Below are 18,767 nucleotides of genomic sequence, written 5' to 3' on the forward strand. Positions count from 1 at the left end.
AGGTAGAAGTATGAAGCTGCAATTAATAATGGCTCTATTAGTGGCTAAAATCGCCATGTACTTAAGTAAACTTTCCGGGCAGGGGCGTGGTTCGTCCCTTCCTGGTATGCTGGCGCTGCGTATTTACCCGGATTTGCTGAAGCAGTACCAAGGCCAGCCACGTAAGGGTGTAATAATGATTACGGGCACTAACGGAAAAACCACCACTAGTAATATGCTGTCCGACATTCTGGTATACGCTGGCCACCGGGTGGTGACCAACCGGGAAGGGGCTAATCTAATTACGGGAGTGGCTACAGCCTTTATTAAAGCCAGTACCTTTACAGCCCGATTAAATTGTGATTATGCTGTTCTGGAAGTGGATGAGGCCGCCTTTCCAGGGGTGACACGGTGGATCAAGCCTAATCAAGTAATGGTAACTAATTTTTTTAGGGATCAGCTGGACCGGTATGGGGAATTGGACATTACTATAAGTAAGGTGCTGGATGCTCTAAAACAGTTACCTGAGGATGTTAAATTGATCCTGAATGCGGATGATCCGCTGGTAGCTCGCCTAACCAGGGAGACTGGACAGGCTGCCATATTCTATGGGGTGCGCCCGGATGAGGCTTTGTCCAGTGCTGCAGCATACAGCCGGGAAGCTAAAGTTTGCCCTTTTTGCGGTGGTATGCTGGTTTATAATATATATATATATAGCCAACTGGGCGATTTTAGATGTCCGCAGTGTGGATTCGCCAGGTCGCAGCCTGATATTGAAGCGGTAGGAGTCACCAGTGGTGGGTCTGGCACGCAGGCAACTATATGTGCTAAAGGCTTAGCTAAGGGCATTTGGCCGATGTATATACCGGTACAGGGTATCTACAATATTTACAACGGGCTGGCTGCTTTTGCTGCAGCCTTATCACTGGGTGTGATCCCTGAAAAAGCGGCATTAAGCTTATCTACCTTTACACCTGCTACTGGCCGCATGGAAGCATTTCGTTATGGTAATAAACAAGTTACCCTGACACTGGTCAAGAATCCTACGGGCTTTAACCAGGCTCTGACAGCATTGTTAGCGCAAAGGGAACGCCAGGATATTTTAATCGCCATTAACGACAACGATGCGGATGGTCGTGATATTTCCTGGCTTTGGGATGTGGATTTTGAAGTGCTGACACAGTACCTGGAGCAATTTAACCGGTTTATTTGCTCCGGCCAGCGGGCTGAGGATATGGCTTTGCGCTTGAAGTATGCCGGCGTGCCCATTGAGCGGCTGACCATGGAAAGAGAATATCAACGGGCTGTAGAAGCTGCTCTGCAAGGTGAAGGTGCGGTCGCTAATATACTGGCTACTTATACAGCGTTATGGCCAGTGGAAAAAATCTTAAGGCAAAGGGCTGAGAGGGTGAGTATTGGTGCTAACCGTGTGCCATCTGTATCCTGATTTATTGAACTTGTACGGTGACCGTGGCAATGTGCAGGCCTTTACGCAGCGTTGCAGGTGGCGGGGGTTACCTGTACAAGTTAAGGAGGTCAACCTGGGGCAACCGGTAGAGTTTGCTGATTATGACTTTTTGTTTATAGGCGGCGGCTCGGACCGAGAACAAGCACTGTTGGTCACGGATTTAAAAAACCGGGTTGATGCTTTACGCATGGCAGTGGATAAAGGTCTGGTGGTATTGGCCATTTGTGGTGGCTACCAGTTGCTGGGACGCTACTATCGAACTCCCCAGGGTAAAAGAATTCCCGGACTAAGTCTGCTTGACTTTTATACCGAGGCCGGGGAACAACGGTTAATCGGTAACGTGGTTATAGAAGCGGAACTAGCAGGTAAAAAAACTAAAATAGTTGGTTTTGAAAATCATGGGGGTAAAACTTTTTTGAATGGCCTTAAGCCGCTGGGTTGTGTTTTATCTGGACATGGCAATAACGGTCAGGATGGCTGGGAAGGAGCACGCTATAAAAATGTTTTTTGTTCCTATTTGCACGGCCCTCTTTTACCAAAAAACCCTGTCTTGACCGACTATTTAATTACATTAGCTTTGGCCAGGAAAGGTTATGCGGCACAGCTGGTTGCACTGGATGACGAAATAGAAACAATAGCTAATCAGGCGATGGTTGAGCGATTGTCGAACAAAAAATAATAATTTAGATATTCTTGGGGACAGGTAGTTCTTGTTTTTGTGAGAATCGCCTGTCCCTGTTATTTTTTTAGGCAGTTGAAAAGTTTTTTACTCCGAAAAACAGTAAAAATAAGAGTTATCATTCAATTTCAGTCAATAATTGTCTAATACTACATTTTAGAAGGATACTCATTTAGACACTTCTGCATATAAATATAGTACTTGTTCGTGTGGAGATGTTGGGTGCATAACCATATGATAGGAAAATAACACAGATGGGGGAGTGTGAAATAGTGGATTTTTTTAAGAGATTGGATGAATTCCGCTCTCTGGGTAAACGACATAGATGGGAAGGTACATTTTGCGATTATCTAGATATTGTCAAGGAAAAACCCATAGTCGCACAATTGGCTCACGCCAGGATTTACAACATGCTCTATGATGCAGGGGTTGAAGATCTGGGATATGGCGGCAAAGTTTATAAGTTTTTCAATCAAGAAATCTTCGGGCTGGATAAAACGCTGGAAAAACTAGTAGAAGAGTATTTTCATCCTGCCGCCCGTCGTTTGGATGTGCGCAAGCGTATTTTACTACTCATGGGTCCTGTGAGCGGTGGTAAGTCCACTCTGGTATCCATGTTGAAAAGGGGATTGGAGCAGTACAGTAAGCAAGAACGTGGTGCGGTTTACGCAATTAAAAACTGTCCGATGCACGAAGAACCGCTGCACCTGATCCCTAAAGAGCTGCGTGCTGATTTTGAAAAAGAGTTTGGTATATACATTGAAGGGGAGTTATGTCCCTCCTGCCGAATGATGTTGGAAACGGAATACAACGGCAATATTGAAGATGTGCTGGTGGAGAGAATAATTTTTTCTGAAGACAACCGGGTGGGTATAGGAACATTTGCTCCTTCCGATCCAAAATCTCAGGATATTGCAGACCTAACGGGTAGTATTGATTTTAGTACCATTGGTGAATACGGCTCTGAATCGGACCCCAGAGCTTACCGGTTTGATGGTGAGTTGAACATCGCTAACCGGGGCATTATGGAATTTCAGGAAATGCTCAAATGTGACGAAAAATTCCTCTGGAATTTACTTAGCCTGTCACAGGAGGGGAATTTTAAAGCGGCTCGTTTTGCTCTGATCTATGCTGATGAGATGATCATTGCCCATACAAACGAAAATGAGTATAAGGCCTTCATCAGCAACAAAAAAAACGAGGCACTGCAGTCCCGGATTATTGTCATGAAAATCCCATATAATCTAAAAGTAAGTGAAGAGGTCAAGATATATGATAAGTTAATTAAGCAAAGTGACCTTAAAGATATCCACATAGCACCCCATGCTTTAAAGGTAGCTAGCATTTTCACCGTGCTCAGCAGACTAAAAGAAAGTAAGAAACAGGGTATGGATCTGGTCAAAAAAATGAAGCTTTATGATGGAGATGATGTTGAAGGCTTTAAACAAAAGGATTTAACTGAATTGCAGAATGAACACGCTGATGAAGGCATGAGTGGGGTAGACCCGCGTTATGTAATCAACCGCCTTAGCTCGGCGCTGATCCGCACTTCCACCCGCTGTATCAACCCGTTGGATGTACTGCGGGCCTTAAAGGATGGGCTGGACCAGCATCCTTCCATTTCTAAAGAAGAAAAGGAACGGTTATTAAACTTTATCTCGGTGGCTCGTAAGGAATATGATGAGCTGGCTAAAAAAGAGGTACAGAAAGCTTTTGTGTACTCCTATGAAGAATCAGCACGGGTACTGTTTGATAATTACTTGGATAACGTTGAGGCATACTGTAATGGTATCAAATTAAAGGATCCGATTACAGACGAGGAAATTGATCCTGACGAGAAATTGATGCGCTCTATTGAAGAACAGGTTGGTGTATCGGAAAGTGCGAAAAAGAGCTTCCGTGAAGAGATACTGATCCGGCTATCTAGTTATGCCCGGAAGGAAAAACGCTTTGATTATAAATCCCATGAAAGATTACGGGAAGCGGTAGAGAAAAAACTGTTTGCTGATTTAAAGGATGTAGTAAAAATTACCACATCCACTAAAACACCTGATGCGGAGCAACTTAAGCGGATGAATGAAGTTAGTGCTAAATTAATCGATGAATACGGGTACTGTAGTATATGTGCCAATGAATTACTGAAATATGTCGGCAGTTTGTTGAACAGGTAGGTGTTGCTAATGTCCGGCGAATATACGGTATCCCGGGAAGATTGGTCACTGCACCGAAAAGGTGAAATTGACCGGGAGCGCCACCGGGAAAAAGTAAGAGAAGCGATAAAGAAAAATCTGGCGGATGTAGTCAGTGAGGAAAGCATTATCTTATCTGATGGCCGGAAGATAGTAAAAGTTCCAATACGTTCCCTGGAGGAATATCACTTTCGCTTTGATACCGGTAAACGCAAACATATTGGTCAGGGTCAGGGCGATACAAAAGAAGGGGATGTGCTGGGGAGAGAGCAGAAGAAGTCTACCGCACCTGGCAAGGGTGCTGGAGAAGAACCGGGGATGGATTACTACGAAGCTGAGATTACCATTGATGAATTAGCCCAGTTAATTTTTGAGGACCTGGGTTTACCTAATTTGCAACCTAAGAAAAAACCTGAGTTGGCATCAGAGGCCTTTGAATTCAAGGATATTAGGAAAAAAGGTATTTCCACCAATATAGACCGTAAAAGGACTATTTTAGAGGCGATAAAGCGCAATGCTAGACAGGGGCAGCCCCGCTTCGGCAAAATTACCAGGGAGGATTTGCGCTACAAAACCTGGGACATTACCTATAAATACGAAAGCAATGCCGTAATATTGGCCATGATGGACACGTCTGGGTCGATGGGACCCTATGAAAAGTACATTGCGCGCAGTTTTTTCTTTTGGATGACCCGGTTTTTGCGTACTAAATATCAAAATGTGCAGATTGTTTTTTTAGCCCACCATGTAGAGGCTAAGGAAACTACTGAGGAGGAATTTTTCACCAAGGGGGCTAGCGGGGGTACACGCTGTTCATCTGTATACCAATTAGCTTTGGAGACAATTGCAAAACGGTATAACCCGGAGGATTATAATATTTATGCTTTTCACTTTTCCGATGGAGATAACTTAACCTCAGATAATGAAAAATGCTTGAAGTTAATAAATGAACTTTTGCAAGTATGTAATTTGGTTGGTTATGGAGAAATTGAAGGACCCTACTACTTTACCAGTACCTTACGGGTAGTCTATAGAAAAATAGTTAATCCCAAGTTTACTAGCGTGGGTATAAAAAGTAAAAGCGATGTATATCCCGCCCTGAAGACGTTTTTTAATCCTCATCCGGAAAACGCAGCAAAGTAAGTGGAGGTAAGACTATGCATCCGCAGGAAGAAATGAAGATACTGGAAAAATCTATTGAGGATATTACTGCAGTAGCCAAAAAGTTTAATCTGGATTTTTATAACATGTATTTTGAAATTTGTCCGGCGGAAATAATTTATTCCTTTGGTTCGTATGGTATGCCTACCCGTTTTTCGCATTGGACCTTTGGTAAGGCTTACCACAAGATGAAAACGCAGTATGACTATAATCTCAGCCGTATCTATGAAATGGTCATTAATACAGATCCTTGCTACGCCTTTTTACTGGAAGGTAATTCGCTGGTGCAAAATAAAATGGTCATTGCCCACGTGTTGGCGCACAGTGACTTTTTTAAGAACAATTACTACTTTAGCCGAACTTCCAGGAAAATGGTAGAGAGCATGTCGCTGGCGGCAGACCGCATTAGGGGATACGAATTTAAATACGGGCGAGATAAGGTGGAAAGCTTTTTAGATGCGGTAATTGCTTTACAGGAAAATATTGACCCTGAAAGACACATCAATCCAGGTGGGGTGCAGGATAAAAAAGATAGAACCAAGGAACAGACACATTTGGGGCGAAACTGTTCCGGAGGTAAATGTCGCCAAGGTAAGGAAGAAACTCCCTATGATGATCTTTGGGATTTAGAGCGGTCTGAATGTGATAGTACATGTGCGGAAGCAGAAGACGAGGGGAAGAAAATTCCCGGGCAGCCGGAGAAGGACCTGCTGCTATTTATGATGAATTACGCGCGGGATTTGGATGACTGGCAAAGGGATATACTATCCATTCTTAGGGAGGAAATGTTATATTTTTGGCCCCAGATGCAGACAAAAATTATGAACGAGGGATGGGCTACTTACTGGCACATGCGCATTATGCGGGAAATGGATTTAACCGAGGATGAAGCGTTGGAGTTTGCTAAAACTCATGCCGGGGTTGTTCAGACCTCTAAGTATCAGCTCAACCCATATTATTTGGGACTGAAGATATTTGAAAATATTGAAAAAAGGTGGGATCATCCCACAACTGAGGAAAGAAAAATATATGAACGTCCAGGGGGTCAGGGTAAACAGAAAATTTTTGAAGTGCGTGAAACCGAAAATGACGTGTCTTTTATTCGTAACTACTTAACCAGGGAACTGATTGAAGAAAATGATCTATATCTTTTTAAAAAAATAGGTTATGATTGGAAAGTTACCGATAAGGATTGGGAAAAAGTACGCGACGGATTGGTGGCAAACTTATATAATTGCGGGCTGCCGTACATCGTGGTTGAGGACGGCGATTTTGTAAAGCAGGGAGAGTTGTACTTGAGGCACGTACATGAGGGAGAGGACCTGGACATTTATTATTTGGAGAGAACGCTGCCCCATGTCCATAAAATTTGGGGGCGAAAGGTTCATCTGGAAACAGTTGTGGATGGTAAGAAAATCTTGTTTACTTATAATGGGGATAAAGTATATAAGAAAACAATCTAAGCTTGGTGTTAATATACCCCTTAAATGGGGTATATTTTTTGGTTAACAAAGGTGTTTAATTATTTATCGCCGTGTCAGTGTATTGACTTTAATTCTTTAGTTGGTTAAACTATTAGCAAAAATAATTATTTTTTTGTCGAAGGAGATGACGAGAATTGCGGAGAACAAACTAACTATATGTGTTGGTGTTATTATTGGGATTGGCACTAATGCTGGTTGGTTGCGGCGGTCAGTCGGCGGACAAGCCCGACGGTCAAGCTGTAGGTGAGGATATTGAGAAGACAAGTTGGGAACTTATTCAGGAAAAGGGCGTTATGACAGTCGGTTTGGATGATACCTTCCGTCCTATGGGCTTCCGGGATGAGCAGGGAGAACTGGTAGGCTTTGATATTGATATGGGTAAAGAATTGGGAAAAAGGCTGGGCATCACTTTAGAGTGGATTCCAACCGACTGGAGCGGTGTCACTGGCGCTTTAAATGCAAAAAAATTTGATGTTGTAATCAACGGATGAGCATTACCGATGAGCGTAAAGCGGTTATCGATTTCTCCGTGCCTTATGTTAACGCTAGCATTGGCATGGCGGTGCTTAGGGACAATACTGATATTAATACCAAGGAGGATTTAAAAGGTAAAACAGTGGGTACGCAGGCCGGCAGTTCTGGATATGAAGCCTGTAAAGATTTGGTAGAAGAAGGTATCATTGAGGAGGACAGTCTCAAGCAGTACAACCAGTACCCTGAAGCATTTCAGGACCTTGTCATAGGAAGGATTGATGTGATTGTAGTTGACGTGACCACAGCCGAAGATTATCTAAGCAAAAAGCCGGATACTTATAAAATCGTCGAGGAGCCTCTTGTGGAAGATATGTATGCTATTGGTCTGCGGAAAGCTGATAAGGACCTGAAGGAAGTACTGGATCAGACTTTAATAGAAATGATGGAAGATGGTACTCTAAGCGAAATTTCGAAAAAATGGTTTGATGGCAAAGATATGATTGCTATACCGGAATAAAAATAACAGGGCGCGATTTTTTCGCGCCCTATCAAGCTTTAAGATGATTAACGGGGTGTATAATATTGCGGATTGGCCCAATCGATGTAGAATTTTTACTGGCCATAATGCCTATTTTACTTAAAGGCGCATTAATGACGATTGAATTAACAGTGCTTGCTATATTTTTCGGTACCATCATTGGATTATTTGTTGCCTTAATGAAAATTTCTCGTTTTAAATTACTAACAGTTTTCGGCGGTATTTACACTTGGGTTATCCGTGGTATACCGCTATTGGTACAGTTGTTCATTCTTTACTATGGTTTGGCACAATACTTTGATATTCAACTAAGCCCAAAGGCTGCGGCGGTGCTCGGCTTGAGTATTTGTGGAGGAGCTTACATAGCGGAAATTTTCAGGGCAGGTATTCAATCCATAGATAAAGGGCAGATGGAAGCAGCTCTGTCACTTGGTATGTCCTATACCCAGGCTATGCGGCGGGTAATTTTGCCCCAGGCCTACCGGCGTTTGCTGCCGCCTATGGGCAACGAGTTTATCGCTTTAATGAAGGATACATCGCTGGTTTCGGTAATCACCATGGTGGAACTGATGCGTAGTGGTATACTGCTCAATTCTACCTACATTCGTTCAATGGAAATATATTTAACTGTAGGTATTATTTATTTAATAATGACTACATTTTTTATCTACATAATCAATCTTATAGAAAAACGTCTCTCCATATCCGACGCTAGTTAACGGAAGGTGAAATTCTTGATTGTAGCGGAACATATTAATAAATATTATGGCAAACTGCACGTGTTAAAGGATGTCAGCCTTACTGTGGCCAGGGGGGAAGTGGTGGTTATTATTGGACCCAGCGGGTCCGGTAAAAGTACCTTTTTACGCTGTCTAAATTACCTGGAAACAATTGACGACGGGTATATTACTATGGAGGGCCAGCCTATTGGTAAAAAAAAGCTGTCCGATGGTCGGCTTGTGGACGACAGCAGAAAGAACATCTACCGTTTACGCAGCCGCATAGGGATGGTTTTTCAGCGGTTTAATTTGTTTCCCCACCAAACAGCGCTGCAAAATGTAATGGAAGGACCGCTCACCGTAACTAAAATTCCGGTGGCCGAGGCAAAAGCCCGGTCCCTGGCTTTGCTGGCCAAGGTGGGGTTGGCCGATAAGGCCGATGCTTACCCAGTGCAGCTATCCGGTGGTCAGCAGCAGCGAGTGGCCATTGCCCGGGCTTTAGCTATGCAGCCCCAGGTCATGCTGTTTGATGAACCTACTAGTGCTCTTGACCCCGAACTGGTGGGTGAAGTGTTGGAAGTAATTAAGGATTTAGCCCGAGAAGGGATGACTATGGTTGTGGTCACCCACGAAATGGGTTTTGCCCGTGAAGTAGCCGACCGGGTAATTTTTATGAATGACGGGTGTATTTTGGAAGAGGCCAGACCGCAAGAAATTTTCACTAACCCGGCACATCCCCGCACCAAGGAGTTTTTAAGTAAAATATTATAGACTTAATGATGTAACTCAATGATATAATCAATAACTATACACAGGAACAATTTACCCTGCATGGACGGGGTTATTTTTTTGCAGTCTAAGAATAATAAAATTGATGTTTGCTGTGTACATGCCAGTTTATATTAAGGATGGTGAATTTATGCGGGCTCTCTGGAAAGGTGCGATTACCTTTGGGTTAATTTATGTGCCGGTGAAAATGTATGCAGCCACTGAAAAGAAAGATGTGAAGTTTAATTTCCTGCATGCACGATGTCATACACCACTGCGTTATGTGCGCTACTGCCCTAAATGTGCTGGAGAAGTAAAAGCCGAAGATATTGTACGGGGCTATGAGTATGAAAAGGGTCATTATATAACCGTAACAGACGACGAATTAGCCGGATTGTCCGGGGAAAAGAATCGTAGTGTAGCTATTATGGATTTTGTGGAGCTACAAAAAATAGATCCCGTTTATTACGACCGATCCTATTATCTAGGCCCGGGAGAGGGCGGTAAAAAGGTTTACGAGCTTTTGAGACAAGCTATGCTGGAGACTTCTCGGGCTGCCGTGGCCCTCATCACAATCAGGAATCGAGAGTCTTTGGCTGTAATCAGGCCCACCGATCGGGCGTTAATTATGGAAACTATGTTTTATGCTGATGAAGTGCGTGCGGTTGAACAAGTTGATGAAATTGGCGGTCATGCTAACCTGCATGAAAACGAAATAAAGATGGCGGTAAACTTAATTGACAATCTTTCCACAGATTTTGAACCTAGTAAATACACCAGTACTTATCGAGAAAAGTTGCATGCCATGCTCCAGGCTAAAATTGCAGGTGATGCGGTAGTGGAGAAACCCGCTGCCCCCGTAGCTGAAAATGTAGTTGACCTGATGGCGGCACTGCAGGCCAGTATTGAAATAGCTAAAGAAGAACGAGGTAATCGAAAAAATCGCCAGATAGCGGGTAAAGGCTCTTGAATTTGGTAGATACTACAGGCACCCTGCCGCTGGTGAAACCTATGCTGGCTGTACCGGCACAACCTTTTGATCATCCCGATTACTTTTTTGAGATCAAATGGGATGGGTACCGATGCCTGGCCTATCTTGATGGCCAAACCAGTCTGGTTTCCAGAAACTTAAAAAATATTACCGCTGCCTTTCCCGATCTGGGTGGTATGCATCTGCGGGTCAGTGAGCAACCTCTACTCCTTGATGGAGAAATTATTGTCTTGCAGGACGGTAAACCTTCTTTTGATGCTTTGCAGTCACGGGACAAGCTTGTAGAAGGTAACCGGGTTAGACGGGCGGCGCAGGCGCTGCCGGCAATTTATGTAGCATTTGATATTTTATATCTTCGTGGCAAATCCTTGATGCAGTTGGCTTTGTATGAACGCCGGAAATATCTGCGTGCTGCTGCCCTTACAGGGGATAATTTGATCGTCTCCGAGCCGGTGCAGGGGGAAGGTGTTGCCTATTACCGGGCCTGTGTGAATAAAGGTCTTGAAGGGGTAGTAGCTAAAAGGATGGACAGTAAGTATTTACCCGGTACCCGCTCGTCATATTGGAAAAAGTTGCGTCATACACGGGAGGCCGACCTAGTCATTTGTGGCTACCGCGAAGGGCGAGGAAGCCGATTGCTGGGAGCGTTGGTGCTGGCTGCCTGGAACGGCAGAGGCTTTGTTTATCAGGGTATGGTGGGCAGCGGTCTGAGTCGGGATGATGAACTTTACTTGCTTAAGCAGCTGGAGGGTCTTGGTACAGCAAACCCACCATTCATTGATCAACAGTCGCGAATGCACGATGTGCATTGGGTAAAGCCACGCTTGGTTTGCCGGGTAGAATACCTAACCCTCACCAGGCAGGGTATTTTGCGACACCCGGTGTATAAAGGCTTGCGCGGCGACAAGCTGCCTGAGGAATCCGGTCGGGTTGAAGAGCAGAATTGAACTGAAAAAGGTGATGACTATGCCTGAGGCGAAACGGGAATTGGTGACTATACAGGGTCGGGAATTAACCATTACTAACCTGGATAAACCTATTTGGCCAGATCTGGGCTTGACCAAGGCCCATTTAATCAAATACTATCTAGATATGGCACCTTATATTTTACCTTATATACATAACCGACCGCTGGTGATGAAAAGATATCCGGATGGTATAACCGGTGATTATTTTTATCAAAAAGAATGCCCTGACTATGCTCCGGAATGGGTAAAAACCTATCCGGTTTTGCATACCGGCAAAACCATTAATTATATCGTTTGTAACGAAACGGCAACTCTGGTTTGGTTAGCTAACCAAGGTTGTGTGGAAATTCATGGTTGGCTAAGCCGGATCGATGACATTGACTACCCGGATCTAGCGGTATTTGATTTAGACCCTGCCGAGGGGGTTGACTTTAGCGAGGTTCTGCAGGTAGCCTTGCTGGTAAGAGATTTGCTAAAGCAATTTGGTCTTACTGGTTTCCCAAAAACCTCGGGCTCACGTGGCCTGCATATTTTTATCCCCTTGGATGGGCAATATACCTTTGTTGAAGTAACCGGAGCGATGAAAAAACTTGCTGAAATTATAGTCAGGGCGTACCCCGGTGGAGTGAGTCTAGAAAGGAGTATCCCTAAGCGCCGGGGCAAGGTTTATTTAGATTACCTGCAAAACGGGCGGGGAAAAACTATGGCCTTTATATACAGTCTAAGACCTTTGCCCGGTGCTCCCGTATCTACGCCTCTAACCTGGGCGGAGTTGGAAACAAAGTGTCTTAAACCAGAGCAATTTAATCTGGTCAACATACTCGACCGGGTGAGCAAGTGTGGTGATCTGTTTGCGGGTCTGTTACTTACCCAAAGTAATATTGATTTGCTTGTTGAGAAAGATAAGCCATAGTAATTAATGCTAGCAATGTTCATTCAAGTTATTATTAAAGTAAAATGGACAATAGAACTTCTTCTGGCACAAGCAGGAAAAATCGTATGCATCTTGAACATGTTGCAGTATTGGTATCAAAAAGACCCCAGGTGGTGATTTTAAATTGGATGATAAAATCTACTGGCTTGCCTGGCATATAATACTAGCCGGGCAAGCCCGTAAGTTTTGGACAATTATGGAGTATTTCGGTACACCTGAAAATGCCTGGCGGGCACCTGACCAAGAGTTTATTGGTCTTGCTGGCTCACGTCCGTCAAGTCATGTAAATATGCTGGTGCGTCGGAGAAACAGTGATTTGTCCAAGGTGGCTAGTTATTTAGATAAGCAGGAAGCTTCGGTGCTTTTTTATACAGATGTCGCTTATCCCGGGCAGTTAAAAAATATCTATGACCCACCACCGGTATTGTTTTGGCGCGGTAGGGTCGATTGCTTGAATGATCTTTCCGTAGCCCTTGTGGGGTCTAGAAAGGCTACTCCTTATGGCTTGAGCGTGACAGAAAACCTGGCCCGGGAGTTGTCTGATGCCGGTGTGGTTGTGGTAAGTGGCCTGGCTAGGGGCATCGATGCCGCTGCCCATCGCGGTACACTGGATGCTGGTGGTAGAACTATTGCCGTGTTGGGCTGCGGAGTAGATGTGGCTTATCCTAAGGAAAACGCCAGGCTCATGGACAGTATTGTTCAAAACGGTCTGGTAATCAGTGAATTTCCACCGGGCATTGGACCGGAGGCCTGGCATTTTCCGGTTCGTAACCGAATAATCAGCGGGTTGTGCAAGTTAATCGTGGTTGTCGAGTCTGCTGAGCGAAGTGGTGCTTTAATCACTGCTCATCTGGCGCTGGAGCAGGGACGCGATGTGATGGCAGTGCCGGGGAATATTACATCCAAGTTGAGCCGCGGTCCTAATGAGCTAATAAAACAGGGAGCAGCACCGGTGCTTGGTGCCGGGGACATTATTGAGGAATTGGGCCTTGACGTAATTAAGCCGGAGCCCAGAAAATCAGCTGAGGGTTTAAAATTAGATGATAATGAAAAACTATTGCTTAAATTATTAAATTTTGAAAGCGTTCCCTTGGAGATTATTGTGCAAAAATCAGGCCTCACGGCAGGAGAAGTAATGTCGGCTTTAATGTTTCTGGAATTGAAAGGTTTGATCAGGCAGATGCCCGGTAGGCTTTATGCTCTATCCGGTAAATAATGTTCTAAAAGACCGCGATGTAGTATAGGATAGATTTAACAAGCGGTATTCGGTTAAAAATTTTGTTTGCAGCGCTTGTTAAGTTACCGGCTATTGAAACCTAGAACTTGAGGTGAACTGTGTGGCTAAAACTTTAGTAATTGTGGAATCACCAGCTAAGGCCAAAAGCTTGGGTAAGTTTCTTGGCAATAAATATACCGTAAAGGCATCCATGGGACATGTACGAGACCTGCCAAAGAGTCAATTTGGGGTTGATGTAAAAGAAGGTTTTAAACCCAAGTATATAACTATAAGGGGCAAGGGGGATATCATTAAAGATCTAAAGGCGGCCACTAAAAAGGCAGATAAAGTGTTGCTGGCCTCTGATCCTGACCGGGAAGGGGAGGCCATTGCCTGGCACTTGGCTAATGTTTTGAATATCAATGAACAGGATCCGTGCCGGATTGCATTTAATGAGATCACCAAACAAGCTGTTCAGCAAGCCGTTAAGCATCCGCGCCCGGTTGACCGGCATAAGGTGGATGCCCAGCAGGCAAGACGCGTTTTAGATAGATTGGTGGGTTATAATCTCAGCCCGCTGCTATGGCGCAAGGTGAAAAAAGGCTTGAGTGCCGGGCGGGTACAATCGGTGGCCATGCGTTTAATCTGTGATCGTGAGGAGGAGATCCGGGCTTTTGAACCAGAAGAATACTGGTCTCTTACTGCCAAGCTAGTCAAGGGAAAAACAGGCAGTTTTGAAGCAAAATTACATAAAATTGACGGTGAAAAAGCTCACCTTCCTAATGAAACATTGGTTAATGAAATCAGAGAGCATTTACAAAATGAATTCTTTAAGGTAGCCAAGGTTACGAGACGGGAAAAAAAGAGACAACCGGCGCCACCGTTTACTACCAGCAGTATGCAGCAGGAGGCTTACCGGAAAATAAATTTTACGGCCAGGAAAACTATGATGGTAGCCCAGCAGCTCTATGAGGGATTGGATTTGGGTAAGGAAGGCCCGGTGGGACTAGTAACATATATCCGTACCGATTCCACCCGGGTTTCTGAAATAGCTGAGCAAGAGGCAGCTTCTTTCATAGCTTCGAGCTTTGGTACCGAGTATGTGCCCTCTGAAAAGAGGCGCTTAGCGCCAAAGGGCCGGGCACAGGACGCTCATGAGGCCATTAGACCTACCTCTGTGCAACGGGAACCCGATAGTATCAAGCAATTTTTAACCCGTGAGCAATACAAGCTGTATAAGTTGATTTGGGAAAGATTTATTGCCAGCCAGATGAGTCCCGCGATTATAGATACTACCAGCGTGGATGTGGAAGCAGGCAGGTATATATTCAGGGCTACTGGTTCCATCATTAAATTTCCTGGCTTCATGCAGGTATATATTGAAGGGCGGGACGATGAGGATGATAGGAACGAAGAAAAGACTTTACCGGAACTTAAGGAAGGCGATAAGTTAAAACTATTAACGATCGTGCCTAATCAGCATTTTACCCAACCGCCGCCCCGGTTTACCGATGCCACTTTAATTAAGATTCTAGAGGAAAAGGGAATTGGCCGGCCCAGTACTTACGCTCCAATCGTGGATACCATCTTAAAAAGAGGATATGTAATCAGGGAGAAGAAAATTTTTTATCCCACCGAGCTGGGTTTGGTGGTTGTGGACCTTTTGAAAAAATATTTTTATAATATCATTGACGTTGAGTTTACCGCCGAAATGGAGCAAAAATTGGACGATGTTGAAGAAGGAGATGTGGATTGGGTTCACATCTTGGAGGATTTTTATCTGCCATTTCAGGAATCTCTGGAGGTTGCCGAACAAGAAATTGAACAGATACAGGTGGAGGATGAGGTTACTGATGAGATATGTGAGCTTTGCGGAAGGAATATGGTCGTTAAAATGGGCAGGTATGGTAAGTTCTTAGCCTGTCCAGGATTTCCTGAGTGCAGAAATGCCAAGCCACTGCTAGAGCCTACTGGTGTAGCTTGTCCGAATTGCCAGGGTGAACTGGTTCTGAGACGCAGCAAAAAAGGAAGAAAATTTTTTGGCTGCAGCAACTATCCGGAATGTGATTTTGTAGTTTGGGACCAGCCCACTAATAAAAAATGCCCGCAATGTAATAACATGATGGTTTTAAAGGAAAATAAAAAGGGAAAATTATACCAATGTATTAACAAAGAGTGTGGAAGTAAAATTGACGCGTCAGCAGAGGCTGAAAGGGAGTATAAGCTCACTTTAAATGAACCAAATGATTCCGTAAGTACTTATTAAAACGCGGTAAATTAGCTTTGGAAGTGCAGAGGTGGCATTGTGCAAGAACCGTTAATCATTATTGGGGCAGGTCTTGCCGGGTCCGAAGCAGCCTGGCAGGCAGCCTGCAGGGGTATACCAGTGCGGCTATATGAAATGCGGCCGGTCAAGAATACTCAGGCGCATAAAACTGGGTATTTTGCCGAGCTGGTTTGCAGCAATTCTCTCGGAGCCAGAGCTCTGGAGAACGCAGTGGGTTTGCTAAAAGAGGAAATGCGCAGGTTAAATTCAATTATAATTCAGTGCGCTGACGACTGCAGCGTGCCTGCCGGGGGTGCGCTGGCTGTAGACCGTGAATGTTTTGCCCGATCTGTTACCGGTAAACTGGAAGAGCATCCGTTAATCACAGTGTACAGGGAAGAGTATACTGATATAATGAACGGTGTGGTGTTGATCGCTTCTGGCCCTTTAACTTCTGACTGGTTGGCCGAGAAAATTCGAAACTTTACCGGACAAGAGTATTTATATTTTTACGATGCTGTGGCTCCGATAGTTAACTTGGAATCTATCAATTTGGCTAAAACTTTCTGGTCCTCTCGTTATGACAAGGGTGAGGATGACTATCTAAACTGTCCAATGAACGAGTCCGAGTATGCAGATTTCCAGCAGGCTTTAGCTAACGCCGAGCGGGCGCCCCGTAAAGATTTTGATCCGGAAATAAATTTTGAAGGCTGTATGCCCATTGAAGTGCTGGCTAAGCGTGGCACTGATACCATGCGTTTTGGACCGCTTAAACCTGTTGGACTGGTTGACCCGCATACCGGTAAGAGACCCTTTGCTGTAGTCCAGTTACGCAGGGATAATGCAGCAGGTACGATGCTAAATATTGTTGGTTTTCAAACCAATCTTAAATGGAGCGAGCAAAAGCGTGTTTTTAGCATGATACCCGGTTTGGAGCAGGCTGAATTTGTGCGCTTCGGAGTTATGCACCGCAATACATATATTAACTCTCCTGTATTATTGAAGCCAACTTTTCAATGCAAATTGAAAGAGGATTTATTCTTTGCCGGGCAGCTGACCGGGGTAGAGGGTTATGTTGAATCAGCTGCCTCCGGACTTGTAGCAGGTATAAACGCTGCCTTGTTGTTAAAAGGACGTCAACCGGTGGTCTGGCCATCTGAAACAGCCCACGGCGCCCTTGCCCGTTACATAACCTCAACTGATGCTCGTCATTTTCAGCCCATGAATATAACCTTCGGTCTTATCCCACCACTGGAAGAAAGGGTGCGGGATAAGAAAAAGCGCAACGCTATGTATGCTAACCGGGCGCTGGAAAAATTAAAGCAATACCAGGAATTGATGAAATAGTAGAAAAGTAGTACGGCATATGGCCACCACAACTAGAACACATGGCAGACTAGTGTTAATTACGGTATTATTATGCATTGCTATTGCTATGGTGAGGTTTTACTATGTACAGTTATATTGATGGTTTTTTTGTATATTTACTGACGGAAAAAAACGCTTCCCCTCATACAATAAAGGGTTATGAGAACGATTTATATAACGGGCTGACTTTTTTTACCCGGATAATAGGGATAGAAGACTATAGACTTCACCCCGCCCAGGTTACTAAAGAGATTTTTAGAAGTTACCTGGGGGATATGCATGCACAGCAAAAATCAGGTGCTACCATTGCCAGGCGTATGTCGAGCTGGCGGTCTTTTTTCAAGTATCTGTGCCGGGAAGGAGTATTGGAGGACAATCCCCTGGCTAGAATCAGTATTCCCAAACGGGTCAGGAAATTGCCCAGCTTTCTAGACCAAACGGAAATGGGTAGGTTATTGGCCTGTCCAGAACGACAAAAGCTATTGGGAGCAAGGGATCAGGCTGTGCTGGAAACGCTATATAGTACTGGTATTCGAGTAAGTGAGCTGGTGCGTATTGATATTGACGATATTGACTTAAGCAGAGGAAGTATCAAAATAATCGCAAAGGGTAACCGGGAGCGTTTGGTGCCAATGGGAAGCTACGCCGTGGAGGTGATACGTAATTATATGCAACGAGTGCGCCCGCTTTTAATGGATGGGGAAAAGGGGCGCCAATCGGCACTTTTTTTAAATAACCAAGGCAGGCGGCTTACCGACCGGGGTGTACGCTGGTTGGTTCAACGATATGTACAACAGCTAAACCTGCAGACAAAGGCTAGTCCGCATACATTTCGGCATTCCTACGCTACCCACTTACTAGATAATGGTGCTGATTTGAGGTCGGTACAGGAGTTATTAGGCCACGCGCGGCTTTCAACTACCCAGATATATACCCACCTGAGCAAGGAACGTATCAAGCGCATTTATGATCAATGTCACCCTAGAGCATAACTAAATTATGTTGTAAGGAGAATAACCATATGTTTCATGCCACCACGATAGTGGCCGTTAAGATCGGCAATGATGTAGCTATGGCCGGTGATGGTCAGGTGACTTTTGGCCAAAATACAATACTAAAGCATAATGCTCGCAAATTACGTCGTTTGCATAGCGGGTCTGTATTGGCCGGGTTCGCTGGTTCTGTGGCTGACGCCATCACTTTATTTGAAAAATTTGAGGCTAAACTTGAGGCCTACCAGGGTAATATGAAAAGGGCGGCCGTTGAGCTAGCAAAAGAATGGAGAACTGATAAATATTTACGGCAATTAGAGGCTTTGCTGATTGTGGCGGATAAAGATTGTATGCTGGTAATCAGCGGGAATGGCGAAGTTATTGAGCCTGATGACGGAGTCGTTGCTATTGGTTCCGGTGGTCCGTACGCTATTGCGGCAGCCCGGGCGTTAGTCAAACATACTGGATTAGATGTAGCCGTAATAGCCCGGGAAGCACTGTCTATAGCTGCAGATATCTGCATTTACACGAATCATCAGATCATTGTTGAAACACTATAAAAAACGGAGGTTT

15 protein-coding genes and 1 pseudogene are annotated in these 18,767 nt (G+C 44.5%); all 16 read left to right on the forward strand.

Features of this window, described 5'->3' with window-relative positions:
• The first annotated feature begins 10 nt into the window (after positions 1-10).
• Positions 11-1,426 carry a Mur ligase family protein gene (locus tag SPSYN_RS11375; protein ID WP_161822609.1) on the forward strand — a complete coding sequence of 472 codons (1,416 nt, stop codon included), beginning with the start codon at positions 11-13 and terminating at the stop codon, positions 1,424-1,426.
• Positions 1,398-2,126 carry a type 1 glutamine amidotransferase gene (locus tag SPSYN_RS11380; RefSeq protein ID WP_161822812.1) on the forward strand — a complete coding sequence of 243 codons (729 nt, stop codon included), beginning with the start codon at positions 1,398-1,400 and terminating at the stop codon, positions 2,124-2,126. Before SPSYN_RS11375 ends, SPSYN_RS11380 begins: the two co-directional genes overlap by 29 nt.
• 272 nt (positions 2,127-2,398) lie before the next feature.
• Positions 2,399-4,297 (forward strand): PrkA family serine protein kinase, encoded by a 1,899-nt coding sequence (locus tag SPSYN_RS11385; RefSeq protein ID WP_161822610.1) that lies wholly within the window; start codon positions 2,399-2,401, stop codon positions 4,295-4,297.
• 9 nt (positions 4,298-4,306) lie between these two features.
• Positions 4,307-5,458, forward strand: a complete 1,152-nt coding sequence (yhbH, locus tag SPSYN_RS11390) for a sporulation protein YhbH (RefSeq protein ID WP_161822611.1) — start codon at positions 4,307-4,309, stop codon at positions 5,456-5,458.
• A 14-nt stretch (positions 5,459-5,472) separates the two neighbouring features.
• Positions 5,473-6,939: a SpoVR family protein gene (locus SPSYN_RS11395; RefSeq protein WP_161822612.1), complete on the forward strand. Its 1,467-nt coding sequence runs from the start codon at positions 5,473-5,475 to the stop codon at positions 6,937-6,939.
• A 347-nt stretch (positions 6,940-7,286) separates the two neighbouring features.
• Positions 7,287-7,951: pseudogene (locus SPSYN_RS11400) on the forward strand (transporter substrate-binding domain-containing protein).
• 65 nt (positions 7,952-8,016) lie between these two features.
• Positions 8,017-8,691 (forward strand): amino acid ABC transporter permease, encoded by a 675-nt coding sequence (locus SPSYN_RS11405; RefSeq protein ID WP_161822613.1) that lies wholly within the window; start codon positions 8,017-8,019, stop codon positions 8,689-8,691.
• Positions 8,692-8,706: 15 nt separating this feature from the next.
• Complete coding sequence (gene ehuA / locus SPSYN_RS11410; protein ID WP_161822614.1) at positions 8,707-9,462, forward strand: ectoine/hydroxyectoine ABC transporter ATP-binding protein EhuA; 756 nt, start codon at positions 8,707-8,709, stop codon at positions 9,460-9,462.
• Positions 9,463-9,610: 148 nt separating this feature from the next.
• Positions 9,611-10,429, forward strand: a complete 819-nt coding sequence (gene ku / locus SPSYN_RS11415) for a non-homologous end joining protein Ku (protein ID WP_161822615.1) — start codon at positions 9,611-9,613, stop codon at positions 10,427-10,429.
• Complete coding sequence (gene ligD, locus SPSYN_RS11420) at positions 10,426-11,397, forward strand: non-homologous end-joining DNA ligase (protein WP_243153029.1); 972 nt, start codon at positions 10,426-10,428, stop codon at positions 11,395-11,397. The genes ku and ligD (SPSYN_RS11420) overlap by 4 nt, the downstream gene beginning before the upstream one ends.
• Positions 11,381-12,331 carry a non-homologous end-joining DNA ligase gene (gene ligD / locus SPSYN_RS11425; protein ID WP_341478877.1) on the forward strand — a complete coding sequence of 317 codons (951 nt, stop codon included), beginning with the start codon at positions 11,381-11,383 and terminating at the stop codon, positions 12,329-12,331. The genes ligD (SPSYN_RS11420) and ligD (SPSYN_RS11425) overlap by 17 nt, the downstream gene beginning before the upstream one ends.
• Before the next feature lie 145 nt (positions 12,332-12,476).
• On the forward strand, positions 12,477-13,568 hold the full coding sequence (gene dprA / locus SPSYN_RS11430; protein ID WP_161822616.1) for a DNA-processing protein DprA: 1,092 nt from the start codon (positions 12,477-12,479) through the stop codon (positions 13,566-13,568).
• Positions 13,569-13,689: 121 nt separating this feature from the next.
• Positions 13,690-15,834: a type I DNA topoisomerase gene (gene topA / locus SPSYN_RS11435; RefSeq protein WP_161822617.1), complete on the forward strand. Its 2,145-nt coding sequence runs from the start codon at positions 13,690-13,692 to the stop codon at positions 15,832-15,834.
• Between the two features lie 39 nt (positions 15,835-15,873).
• On the forward strand, positions 15,874-17,181 hold the full coding sequence (trmFO, locus tag SPSYN_RS11440; protein ID WP_161822618.1) for an FADH(2)-oxidizing methylenetetrahydrofolate--tRNA-(uracil(54)-C(5))-methyltransferase TrmFO: 1,308 nt from the start codon (positions 15,874-15,876) through the stop codon (positions 17,179-17,181).
• Between the two features lie 104 nt (positions 17,182-17,285).
• Complete coding sequence (xerC, locus tag SPSYN_RS11445; protein ID WP_161822619.1) at positions 17,286-18,194, forward strand: tyrosine recombinase XerC; 909 nt, start codon at positions 17,286-17,288, stop codon at positions 18,192-18,194.
• Between the two features lie 29 nt (positions 18,195-18,223).
• A complete protein-coding gene (gene hslV / locus SPSYN_RS11450) occupies positions 18,224-18,754 on the forward strand; it encodes an ATP-dependent protease subunit HslV (protein ID WP_161822620.1) in 531 nt (176 codons plus the stop codon).
• Positions 18,755-18,767: the final 13 nt, after the last annotated feature.

Source organism: Sporotomaculum syntrophicum, from assembly GCF_009932395.1.
In the GTDB taxonomy this organism is placed as follows: domain Bacteria; phylum Bacillota; class Desulfotomaculia; order Desulfotomaculales; family Desulfallaceae; genus Sporotomaculum; species Sporotomaculum syntrophicum.

Coding starts and splice junctions, on each gene's coding strand:
- SPSYN_RS11375 (WP_161822609.1), top strand. CDS start 11: ATGAAGCTGCAATTAATAATGGCTCTATTAGTGGCTAAAATCGCCATG.
- yhbH (WP_161822611.1), top strand. CDS start 4,307: ATGTCCGGCGAATATACGGTATCCCGGGAAGATTGGTCACTGCACCGA.
- SPSYN_RS11395 (WP_161822612.1), top strand. CDS start 5,473: ATGCATCCGCAGGAAGAAATGAAGATACTGGAAAAATCTATTGAGGAT.
- ku (WP_161822615.1), top strand. CDS start 9,611: ATGCGGGCTCTCTGGAAAGGTGCGATTACCTTTGGGTTAATTTATGTG.
- xerC (WP_161822619.1), top strand. CDS start 17,286: ATGTACAGTTATATTGATGGTTTTTTTGTATATTTACTGACGGAAAAA.
- hslV (WP_161822620.1), top strand. CDS start 18,224: ATGTTTCATGCCACCACGATAGTGGCCGTTAAGATCGGCAATGATGTA.